Annotated in this window: 8 protein-coding genes and 1 other annotated feature; of the genes, 1 reads left to right on the top strand and 7 read right to left on the bottom strand. The window is 27.9% G+C overall.

The window, feature by feature from the left end; translation table 11 throughout:
* The first annotated feature begins 117 nt into the window (after positions 1-117).
* Entirely contained in the window at positions 118-1,209 is a 1,092-nt protein-coding gene (locus tag ACYUEW_RS03635) for a PRK06851 family protein (protein ID WP_042384174.1), read from the top strand.
* 275 nt (positions 1,210-1,484) lie between these two features.
* On the opposite strand, the gene ACYUEW_RS03630 is transcribed toward ACYUEW_RS03635, so the two are convergent.
* The 7 genes from ACYUEW_RS03630 to ACYUEW_RS03600 all read right to left on the bottom strand — a co-directional run bounded on the left by ACYUEW_RS03630 (position 1,485) and on the right by ACYUEW_RS03600 (position 12,049).
* The gene (locus ACYUEW_RS03630) at positions 1,485-3,614 is read right to left on the bottom strand and encodes a HelD family protein (protein WP_460276238.1); all 2,130 of its coding nucleotides are present in this window, start codon (positions 3,612-3,614) and stop codon (positions 1,485-1,487) included.
* Between the two features lie 20 nt (positions 3,615-3,634).
* Positions 3,635-5,599, bottom strand: a complete 1,965-nt coding sequence (gene ftsH / locus ACYUEW_RS03625) for an ATP-dependent zinc metalloprotease FtsH (protein WP_460276237.1) — start codon at positions 5,597-5,599, stop codon at positions 3,635-3,637.
* Between the two features lie 424 nt (positions 5,600-6,023).
* Entirely contained in the window at positions 6,024-7,415 is a 1,392-nt protein-coding gene (gene pepV, locus ACYUEW_RS03620) for a dipeptidase PepV (RefSeq protein ID WP_460276236.1), read from the bottom strand.
* 202 nt (positions 7,416-7,617) lie between these two features.
* Positions 7,618-9,054, bottom strand: a complete 1,437-nt coding sequence (gene proS / locus ACYUEW_RS03615; RefSeq protein WP_043032559.1) for a proline--tRNA ligase — start codon at positions 9,052-9,054, stop codon at positions 7,618-7,620.
* Positions 9,055-9,111: 57 nt separating this feature from the next.
* Positions 9,112-9,324: a binding site (T-box leader), on the bottom strand.
* A gap of 155 nt (positions 9,325-9,479) precedes the next feature.
* Positions 9,480-9,722 (bottom strand): GIY-YIG nuclease family protein, encoded by a 243-nt coding sequence (locus tag ACYUEW_RS03610; protein WP_003483178.1) that lies wholly within the window; start codon positions 9,720-9,722, stop codon positions 9,480-9,482.
* 139 nt (positions 9,723-9,861) lie between these two features.
* On the bottom strand, positions 9,862-11,085 hold the full coding sequence (locus tag ACYUEW_RS03605; RefSeq protein ID WP_460276235.1) for an ABC transporter permease: 1,224 nt from the start codon (positions 11,083-11,085) through the stop codon (positions 9,862-9,864).
* 94 nt (positions 11,086-11,179) lie between these two features.
* Entirely contained in the window at positions 11,180-12,049 is an 870-nt protein-coding gene (locus ACYUEW_RS03600; protein WP_003483174.1) for an ABC transporter ATP-binding protein, read from the bottom strand.
* Between the last annotated feature and the right edge of the window lie 60 nt (positions 12,050-12,109).

Below are 12,109 nucleotides of genomic sequence, written 5' to 3'. Positions count from 1 at the left end.
ATTTTTTTATTTCATATATAAATACTCTAAAATCTATATATGGGAACTTTCATTAGTATACAAAATTATGTTTTGTGCATATTATATATAGTGATTTTAATTAAGGAGTTGATTTTTTTGATAAACCCATCAAAACACTTCTTTGCTGGTGGTAATACCGCTGAAGGTTTCTACTCTCTCTTTAATAATATAATAGATATTAATGATGCTAATAGAATTATATATTTAAAAGGTGGTCCTGGTACTGGGAAATCTTCTCTAATGAAAAGCATTGCTGATTTTTTTATAAAAAGTAATTATACTGTAGAGTTTTTTCACTGTTCTTCAGATAGTAATTCTTTAGATTCTATAAGAATCAAAGAATTAAAGATAGCTATGGTAGATGGAACAGCTCCCCATATGCTTGACCCTAAGGTACCTGGGGCCATAGACAAAATAATAAATTTAGGTGATTTATTAGATGAAAATAAATTAAAGAAACATAAAAATGAAATAATAAAGATAAGCAATGAAATAAGCGAAACCTTCAAAAGAACCTATAGGTACTTAAATGCAGCTAAAACCATCCATGAAGACTGGAGTATTTTAAACTGTAGGGCTAAAAATTATGATAATCTATATAAATTAGAAAAAGAATTAAAAAATAACTTATTTAAAGAAAATATATCTAATGATTCTAGAGGAAAGAAAAGACATCTATTCATCAGCGCTATTAGTCCTGAAGGAATAGTAAGCCACACAGATAGTGTATATATTGGTATAAAAGATATATATGTTTTAAATGGAGCTCCTGGAACTGGCAAAACAGAAATATTAAATAGCATAAGTAATGAAGCTATAAATAGAGGTTTCCTTGTTGAATATTATCATAATCCCTTAATTCCAAATATGCTAGAACATATTGTAATCCCAGATCTTAATTCTGCAATTGTGACCTCTAATGAAATTAACAAACAATTTTTAGATGGTGAACAAATATATATGGACAATTTATTAGACTTATCTATTTTAAATAGTAATAGAACAAAAATAAATGAAGATAAAGAATTATTTTATACACTTATAAATAAAGCTACAGATATACTTCATTCTGAAAAAAGTCTTCATGACGATCTAGAAAAATATTATGTAAATAATATGGATTTTTCTAAAATTCCACAAATTAGAGAATCCATAATTGAAGATTTTTTAAGTTTTAAAACAAATTAATTTAATTATAGCTTTTATTAGTATCATTCATCAATAACTAATTAAAATTATGTGTAAAATTTTAAAAAGATCTTATAAATTTAAATATAATTCGGAAAATTCCACAAAAATAAAGAACTGCTAATTCTTAAGAGTTTATAGACTCTTCGGAATTAGCAGTTCTTTTTATTAATCTTATTTAAACTATTATTAATTACAACTTATAGTGTAAAATTTATCTGTTAGTATTTTTGTATACATAGTCCCCATTATTAGTGCAAAGTTATCCACACTGTTTATAACTTTTCATCTTTTTTGTGTACAACTATCATTTCATGTAAAGCTCTTGTAGCCATTATATATTTTAAGTTTTCTCCTACATTACTATCATCTAATATTAAAATAGTAGCATCAAATTCTAAACCTTTTGATAAATAAGAAGGAATTATTATCTTACCTCCAGAATAAATTATATTTTCTCTTTCTATTAAATTAATATACATTTGCTTTTTTAATTCTGTTCCTATAACTTTCCCCTGTTCTAGTGTAGTTGTTATGATTGCAATACTTTCATAACCTTTATTCTCTAAGTAGCTCAAATAATAATTAACTTTATCTATTACTTCGTCTGTATTCTTTACTATTACTTCTTTTACAGGTTCTCCTTCTCTTACTAAAGGAACAATTTTATTTGTTTTTAAGTATTTATTAGCATACTCCATAATCTCTTTTGTTGATCTATAACTTCTGTCTAAATTAAAATACTCTACATCAACTCTATCAAAGACAGAATCTAAGCATAACATAGGAACTTCATCCTTGCAAGGTAATGTTCTTTGATTAACATCTCCTACTATAGTTATAGATTGACAATCTGTAAGTTCTTTTAATACTACAAACTGTAAAAATGAATAATCTTGTGCTTCGTCTATTACTATATGTTTTATTTCAGTTTTATATCTTAAACCCTCTAATTTTATTTTTAAATATAATATAGCTATAATATCATCTACAGTAAGTTTTTTGTTATTATTAAACTCATTATATATATCCAGAACCTGTGGATTATCTAGCCATACTAATGATTTTTTTACCTCCATAGATTTTTTCACTATGTTTCTTATATTATTCTTTCTTTCAAACTCTAAATTATTTTTATTGAGTTGTAGTTCTTCTTCTGATAGCTTTTTTATCTCTTCTTCATATTGTCTTTGGATTTCATAGACTTTTTTGTTTCTCACATCTCTTATTTTAGAAAATACTATTCTTTTTACCTTTTTACTTCTTTTAAACAAAGGCATATATTTATAATAAGAATAAAGCATTTCATCTATTTCTTTTTTATCTATAGCAACTTCGTCCATTAATACTACGTCTTCTGTAATAAATATGTTTTGTTCTAACTCTTCCATAAAACTATCTAAATCTTCCATATATGCTTTGGATTGTTTATATGTTATATCTTCTATAAATTTATTATCTTTTTGTATAAATCTTTTTATATAATTATCATATTCTAGAAAATTATTTACAGGTAGCAAGTCTTCTATAAAATCCTTAAAGGTAGTTTGCTTAACTCCATTTTCACCTAAACTTGGTAATACTTCTGATATATAATCTACAAAAATATTATTAGGTCCTAGTATTAATACTTTATCTTGTATTTGATTCCTATAATTATATAATAAGTATGCTACTCTATGAAGAGCAATAGTAGTCTTACCACTACCTGCAACTCCATTAACAATCATAGATTTATTTTTAGGTTGTCTAATTAAGTTATCTTGCTCTTCTTGTATAGTCATAACTATATCCTTTAATTTTTCCTTGGTGTTTTCACTTAAAATCATTTGAAGAACTTCATCTTTTACATCTAAAACAGAATCAAACATACCTTTTAATATACCCTTACGGATAACATATTGTCTTTTAGATTTTACATCTACCTCTATTTTACCTTCTGGTGATTCATAGGCTATATTTCCTAATTTACCTTGATAAAATATTTGGCATATAGGAGCTCTCCAGTCTACAATAAAAGGTTTATAATTACCTGTTTCTAAAAATCCGTATCTACCTATATAGATAGAATCTTCATCCCCTTCATCTACAAAATTAACTTTTCCAAAGTAAGGATTCTGTTCTAAAACTGTGAGCTCTTTTAGTTTTTTATCTATAAAACCATAAAGCTTTTCTTTTAAGTATCTTTCATGATCAAAGTATTCTGCTACTTTATCTTCATCATTTTTATCTTCTTCTAAAAATTCTTTTCTATATTCTACTATATCCTTTACTATATCTTTTCTTTTATCTAAATATATTCCTGTCTCTTTTCTTACTTTATCTATTATAAAATCTAAATATTCTCTTTCCATACTTAATTCTATATATTTATCTATGGAATTATTTATCTGATTATTATCCATAAACCTCTCTCCATTCCGGTTTATTCTTCTATAGGTGGTTTATCACTTACTCTTTTTGTCTCCATTATAGATTCATCTATGACCTTTTCATCTAATATTCTATCCTCTATTTCATTTTCGTCTACTTCTTTTTCCTTTTCCTCTACCTTTGTTCCCTTTGATGTAGACTCATCTTCTCCTTTAACCATTGCCATAAATTCATCTCCCATAAGAGTTTCTTTTTCTAATAATTTTTCTGTTATCTTGTTTAATAACTCTTCATTTTCTTTTAGCATTCTCTTTGCTTTTTCATGACATTCTTTTATTATATTTAAAGCCTCATCATCTATTATAGCAGCTGTTTCTGCACTACAATTTTGAACTGGTCTTCCATCTAAATATCTATTTTGAACAGATTCTAAAGCCATCATATCAAATCTATCAGTCATACCATATACAGTAACCATACTTCTAGCAGTTTGAGTAGCTCTCTCTATATCGTTAGCAGCTCCTGTAGATATAGAATTAAATTTAACTTCCTCTGCAGAACGACCACCTAACATAACTGTTATTTTGTCTAACATTTCCTCTTTATTTATTAAATATTTATCTTCTGTTGGAAGTTGCATAGTATAACCTAATGCCCCCATAGTTCTTGGAACAATAGTTATTTTGTGTACTGGATCTGTATTAGGAAGCAATGCTGCTACAAGAGCATGCCCAACTTCATGAAAAGCAACCTGCCTTTTTTCTTGAGGAGATAATATTCTGTCTTTTTTCTCCTTACCTGCAATAATAACTTCCACTGCTTCTTCTAAATCCTCTTGTATTACTTCCTGCCTACCATTTTTAACAGCTCTTAAGGCTGCCTCATTTATTATATTAGCCAAATCAGATCCTACTGCTCCTGGAGTACTTTTTGCAACAGATGACATATCTACTTCTTTTGATATTTTTACTCCCTTTGAATGAACTTTTAATATATCTTCTCTTCCTTTTAAATCTGGTCTATCTACTATTACTCTTCTATCAAATCTACCTGGTCTTAAAAGGGCTTTATCTAATATTTCTGGTCTATTAGTAGCCGCTAATATAACAACACCTTTAGATGAATCAAACCCATCCATCTCTGCTAATAATTGATTTAAAGTTTGTTCTCTTTCATCATTGCTACTCATAGCATTATCTCTACTCTTACCTATAGCATCTATCTCATCTATAAATATTATACAAGGAGCCTTTTCTTGTGCTTGTTCAAATAAGTCTCTTACCCTAGCAGCTCCCATACCTACAAACATTTCCACAAAACTTGAACCAGATAATGAAAAGAAAGGAACCTTAGCTTCTCCAGCAACTGCCTTAGCTAATAGAGTTTTACCTGTTCCTGGAGGTCCTACAAGTAATGCGCCCTTAGGTAGCTTAGCTCCTATTTCTGTATATCTTTCTGGTTTATGTAGAAAATCTACAATCTCTACTAAAGATTCTTTAGCCTCATCCTGACCTGCTACATCTTCAAAAGTAATTCCTGTTTCATTTTCCGCATATATTTTAGCTGTGTTTTTCCCAAAGGACATAACACCGCTACCCATTTTTTTATCTAATTTACCAAACAACATTCTTCCTAAAAACATAAATATTATTATAGGTATGACCCAGTTTACAATAAAACTTTTTATGGCTGAATTTTCCTGAGGAACACCACCATATTTCACCTTAGAATCATCTAATTTTTTTACTAAATTAGGGTCATATATTGACTCTGTGTACATTACTTTCTTTTTTTCGCCTTTATTAATCTTAGGATGAATTATTATTTTATCCCTTGTTAATTGAACTTCTTCTATTCTATTTTCATTTAAATATTTTACAAATTCACTGTATTTTATATGATCTGACTTTATGTTTGTAACATAATCATTAAGCATATATACTATTAGTGCTACTGCTATAGCATAATAAGCAAAATACTTTATTTTGTTCTTGTCAAATTTATTATTTTTAGACATAATTTTTCCTCCATTTTATATTAAATAAATTTACGCCTTAAACACATAGTATATTCTATCATAATTATAAAAAAATAAATATAATTTTTCTCCCCTATAAATACTATTACATTTCTATTATTATTTCCATATTCTTATTTAGAATAATCTTAAATTTATTATTAAATATTTGTTACAAAAAATATTTAATAATAAATTCAAGAAAAAATTATGAATATTATAACTATATATACTTTTAATACCATCTAATTTAGCATACTATATATGTATGTTTGTTTATATTAGGTATATGATTTGTACCATAAACAAAATCATTTACTATTATAATTTTTTATAAATTACTATAGACAAATAAAAGATATGAGCAAATACTATATATTTATCTCACATCTTTTTATAAATAACTATAAAACTTATAAATATACTATTTGGCTAATTCATATATAGCATGTCCGTATATCTTAGAATTTAATACCAAATTTTCTAGTTCTATATATTCATCTTTTTTGTGAATTACATCTGGTTCTCCTGGGAAAAGTGGTCCAAAAGCAACCATATTAGGCATTTCCTTTGCATAAGTTCCTCCACCTATAGCTAATAATTCTGGCTCTTTTCCTGTTTGTTCTTTATATACCTTTTGTAATGATTTTATCAATGGATGTTTATCATCAAAATATAAAGGTTTTTGATCTTGAAAATTTTCTATTTTTATTCCTGTTCCCTCTATTTTTTTATTAAACTTTTCCATAAGATCCTCTGCTTTGTATGTAACAGGATATCTTAAATTTAATGACATTTTTATTTCATTATTTTCCATAGAAATAGTTCCTACATTAAAGCTTAGCTTACCTGAAGGTTCATCCTCTAAATCTACACCAAAAGATTTACCATCAGTTTCATTTCCTACATTATTATTAAAAAATCTTATAAATTGTAATTCATCACAATGGCCTAATGGAAGTTCTGCTAAAAATTTAAACATTTGCATGATAGCATTTTTCCCAATTTCTGGTGTACTCCCATGAGCAGATAGACCAAAAGATTTGACTACTACTAAGCCATCTTTTTCTTCTGCTGTTAATTCTATTCCATTTCTATTAGCACAATACTCTACAGACCTTATTATCATATCTGTATCTGGACATTCTATACCAGCTTCACAATAGTCAGGTACCATATTAGAAGCTTCCCCACCCTTAATATATTTTAATTTAATTGCTTTATCACTTTTTATTTCTAATTTTTTTACTACATCAAATATTGTAATTCCTTTTTCAGCATAGATTATTGGATACTCAGCATCTGGAGTGAATCCAAGTACTGGTGGTTTTTCCTTTGCTAAATAATGTTCTATTTCATTAGATCCTGTTTCCTCATTTGTCCCAAACAAAATTCTAACCTTTTTAGATAAAGGAAGTTTTGCTTCTTTTATAGCTTTTAAACCATAAAGTGCTGCCATTATAGGTCCTTTGTCATCTGTAGTTCCTCTACCATACATTTTTCCATCGTGTATTTCTGCCGCATAAGGTGAATACTTCCATCCATCTCCTTCTGGTACTAAATCCAAATGACCTAAAACACCTACATATTCATCACCTTCACCGTATTCAGCATATCCAACATATCCGTCTACATTTACAGTTTTAAATCCTAACTTTTCGCTTATTTCTAATGCTTTTTCCAATGCACTGGCTACGCCTTCCCCATAAGGTTTACCTTCCTTTGCTTCGTCTTCTATACTTTTAATTTTAATCAATTCTGCAGTAGAGTCTATAAGATCATCTTTTAACTCTTCTATTATTTTATTTATCTCCAAAAAAATACCCCCTCAATATATAATGTATTTTCATATTACAAATACATTATACCTCTTTACTTCCAAAATTTACACCATAATTTACAAATATAAAAGTTAAAGCTTACCACATAAAAGGTATAGAAAAATCATTGATTCCCCTATACCTTTTAATTTTCCAATATATTACTTTATAAGATCTATTAATTAAATAACTTTTTAATTAATATGCTCTTCCCCAGTAAACTAAATTTTTAGCTTTTTTTCCACAACATACACAAGTATCTGATACATCTTCTCCATCAAATGGTATACATCTAGAACTAGCCCCTGTTTCTTCTTTTATTTTTTCTTCACATTCTTTATCTCCGCACCACATAGCCTTTACAAAACCAGCTTTATTTTCAACAACTTTTTTAAATTCATCCATGTTTTTAGCTATACTAGTTTTTTGTTCCATTCTTTCTTTAGCTTTATTAAACATAGATTCATGTATTTTATTTAACAATTCTGGTATAACTACTTCTAGTTCATCCATAGAAACTGTAATTTTTTCTCTTGTATCTCTTCTTACCAAAACCACTTGGTTTTTTTCTATATCTTTAGGTCCAACTTCCAATCTTATTGGAACACCTTTCATTTCATATTCATTAAATTTCCAACCTGGCATCTTGTCTGTATCATCAAGTTTAACTCTCGCTACTTTACCCACTCTTTCTTTTAGTTCATAAGCTTTATCAAGTACTCCTTCTTTATGCTGAGCTACTGGTACTATAACTACTTGTATTGGTGCTATTCTTGGTGGAACTACTAATCCACTGTTATCTCCATGAACCATTATTATAGCTCCTAACATACGAGTTGTAACGCCCCATGAAGTTTGATGTACATTTTGAAGTTTTCCTTCTTTATCTGAATATTGAATTCCAAAGGCACTTGCAAAATGGTCTCCAAGATAGTGAGATGTACCTGTTTGTAGCGCTTTACCATCATGCATTAAACTTTCTATTGTGTAAGTAGCCACTGCCCCTGCAAATTTTTCTTGTTCTGTTTTTTGTCCCTTTATTACAGGTATAGCTAACACATCTTCAACATGTTTTGCATATACATTAAGCATTTGTTCCGTTTCTTTTCTTGCTTCTTCTGCTGTAGCATGAATTGTATGGCCTTCTTGCCATAAAAATTCTGCAGTTCTTAAAAATGGTCTTGTAGTTTTTTCCCATCTTACTACTGAGCACCATTGATTATAAAGCTTTGGCAAATCCTTATAAGATTGAACTATTTTTGCATAGTGTTCACAGAATAATGTTTCTGATGTAGGTCTAACACATAATCTTTCTGTAAGCTCTTCTTCTCCACCATGAGTTACCCAAGCAACCTCTGGAGCGAACCCTTCTATATGATCTTTTTCTTTATTTAATAAACTTTCTGGTATGAATAAAGGCATATATACATTTTCATGTCCTGTAGCTTTAAATCTTTCATCTAAGTCCTTTTGAATCATTTCCCACATAGCATAGGCATAAGGACGTATTATCATACACCCCCTTACACTTGAATAGTCTGCAAGTTCAGCCTTTTTTACTATATCTGTATACCATTGTGCAAAGTCTTCATCCATTGGTGTAATATCTTCAACAAATTTTTTATCTCTTGCCATATTAAATTCCTCCCTAAAATTTATTTTTTTGTAAATAAAAAAAACTTCTAATCCCTATACAGGGACCGAAGTTGTGTCGGCGGTACCACCCTTGTTAACATATATAAAATATGCTCACTTTTATTGATAACGGAATTTTTCCGCTGTATCCTACTTAAATTCAGTACAGAACTCGGAGGCTGGTTCAAAACTTAGCTTTCAGGAATTCTCATCTTACATCCCTCTCTGTAAAAAGCCTAGGAATCTACTATTCCTCTTCTTTGCTATAAAATTATTTAATTTTCTAAGATTTAATTATTATAATAAGTTATATTACAAACATTGTCAATACCTTAACTAAGTTTAATTTTTTTAACTTTATATTGATATTTAACTATGTGCTTTTTCATTATTTTAATGAATAATAATATTATTTGCCAATTAAACTAATTATAATCAAATAATTTTATTTTATCCTTTCTGGATAGTTTTTTTATTTCACATTCTCTTTTCATAGCTTCTCTATTTGTATCAAATTTCTCAGAATGTTTTAAAACTACTGGTCTTCTAACTCTTGTATATTTTGCACCCTTTCCTTTATTGTGCTCACTTATTCTTCTTTCAATATCTGTTGTCCATCCTGTATATAAAGTTCCATCTCTACATTCTACTATATAAACATATGCCATATAAAACAATCCTTTTCTCAATATATTCTACATCTTATATATTCTACATTTATAACAAAATTACTGCTTAATGCATTGTTTTTTATATAACTATTATTTAATTTTATTGAATTATTCTTGATGGAATAAAAATTATTCTTTATTTTATCTCTTCATATTTTAATTTTCTATGTAAAATATAAGTTAATAATGTTCCTAATACAATAGAATAAATTAAAATAAAATAAGGATAAATTAAAGGCTGTCCAAATATATTAATTGTACTAAATACATCATATATTTTTGTAGCATTAAAAATTTGTGTAATACTTAAACTTATCAATGGCTTTTTCCACCAAACATTAGCCACGCCAATGAATTTTTCTACTAACATTGGAAATACAAATATAAAACCAGAAATAAAAAAAGTCATCATAGAGGATTTGGTAATGTTAGATATCAATAATATCAATAATACAAATAAAATAGCTCCTATTATACTTGTAAAAAATAATGTAAGGTAAAACTGTGCTATAGTAAAATTGTACGGAGAGCAGCTAAACTCAAATAAAGATTGCATGGGTGCATTAAATCCTTCTATACCATACATTTTAGTTATTACAATAATACCTATAAGATTACATATGAAAGCTATAAATATAGCATATATAATCGCCGCTAATATTTTTGCTCTAACACATTCACTTCTACCTTTTTTGCTAGATAAAATTATAGTAGATACTTTAGTTTTATATTCCTCTGAAAAAATAGGTGAAATCCCTAACAGAAGCATTATAAATATAATAGTAAAATTCGTCTCATTTACAAAAGAAGATATATATTGCCAACTTTCTACATAAAAAAATTTAGGTTCTGAAAGTTTTTTATACATATTATTAGCTGCATTCTTATTTTTATATTCATAAGTATTTTCTCTTCCTGCTTTTTTAAGTTCTTTTAAATCTTTATTTAATTCATCTAATTTATATCCTTTAAAATCATGTGGTCTATTATCTAGCTTTTCATTATAAAAAGGAGGATCTGCCTGTCTTAAAACATCAGCTATAGCTACAAATCTTGGTCGTTTTTGTTCTGAATAATTACACCATATTCTCTCATATATTCCTGTAACTTTAGAATTTTTATCCTTATCTTTATTACTTTTAAAAATACTAAATATCTTATCTTCTTTTTCTTTAGTTATTTTTCCTTCAAAAGGCTTTGTATAATTATATAATGTATTTGTTAATCCATATTCATCTTTAATATCCGTAATTGACATAAAAAAATTAGGTCCATAGACAAACAAAAGCATCAAAGCCAGTATCAAAACCAAATGCTTCTTGGAAAATATCTTGTATAACTCTTGTTTTAATAACTCCATATTTCACCATCCTGTTATGTTCTCTCTATATAATTTATTTTTAAGTAAATTTGAAAAACAATTTATAATTTTACTTTTTAAACTTTTAAGCTGTTTATTCTATCTTTTCATTAAAATAGTGCATATACATGTCTTCAAAATTAGGTTCAATATCTATAGCACTTTCTACCGGCTTATGGGGACTTAATATTCTAAGCTGAACTTTATCTCCCTTTCTCATAATATTTACTACTTGATATATATCCTCATATTCAACTATATCTTTCTCATCTACTTCTACCTTCCAGACCTTACCCTCCATCTCTTTTAAAAGTCTGTCTCCTGTTGAAGATTTAATAAGTTGTCCCTCTTTTATTAAAATAACCTCTTTAGCAATATATTCTATATCCCCAACAATATGGGTAGACAAAATAATAATTCTATCTTTGGATATATCTGAAATTAAATTTCTAAAACGTATTCTCTCTTTAGGATCTAGCCCTGCTGTAGGCTCATCTAATACTAAAATCTTAGGATTATTTAAAAGTGCTTGAGCTATGCCAACTCTTTGCCTCATCCCACCAGAAAATTTACCTACTTTTTTATTTTTATACTCACTAAGTCCTACGACCTCTAAAAGTTCTTCTATTCTCTCCTTTGATATTTTTTTATTCAGGCCTTTTAACGCTGCCACATACTTTAAAAATCTTTCTGCTGTAAAATTTTTATAGTATCCCATATCTTGTGGCAAATATCCTAATAAGTCTCTATACTCTTCTCCTAAATCATTTTTATCCACATTATTTACTAAAATCTGTCCACAGGTAGGATTAAGTACATCAGAAATCATCCTCATTAAGGTAGTTTTTCCTGCTCCATTGGGCCCTAATAACCCATAAACCCCTTCAGTCATCTCTATAGAAAAATCTTTTACAGCTACCTTATCTGAATATTTTTTAGTTAAATTATCTATTTTAAGTTTCATACAACTCTCCCCTATTATTTTATTAACTATATTTAATACCTAAATATTATCTATTCTTTA

The organism is Clostridium sp. CTA-1 (assembly GCF_054768215.1).
This window is presented reverse-complemented; position numbering and strand designations above follow the sequence as displayed.

Excerpts from the sequence above, each read along its gene's own strand:
- ACYUEW_RS03605 (WP_460276235.1), bottom strand. The coding sequence starts at position 11,085 with ATGGAGTTATTAAAACAAGAGTTATACAAGATATTTTCCAAGAAGCAT.
- ftsH (WP_460276237.1), bottom strand. The coding sequence starts at position 5,599 with ATGTCTAAAAATAATAAATTTGACAAGAACAAAATAAAGTATTTTGCT.
- proS (WP_043032559.1), bottom strand. The coding sequence starts at position 9,054 with ATGGCAAGAGATAAAAAATTTGTTGAAGATATTACACCAATGGATGAA.
- ACYUEW_RS03600 (WP_003483174.1), bottom strand. The coding sequence starts at position 12,049 with ATGAAACTTAAAATAGATAATTTAACTAAAAAATATTCAGATAAGGTA.
- ACYUEW_RS03610 (WP_003483178.1), bottom strand. The coding sequence starts at position 9,722 with ATGGCATATGTTTATATAGTAGAATGTAGAGATGGAACTTTATATACA.
- ACYUEW_RS03630 (WP_460276238.1), bottom strand. The coding sequence starts at position 3,614 with ATGGATAATAATCAGATAAATAATTCCATAGATAAATATATAGAATTA.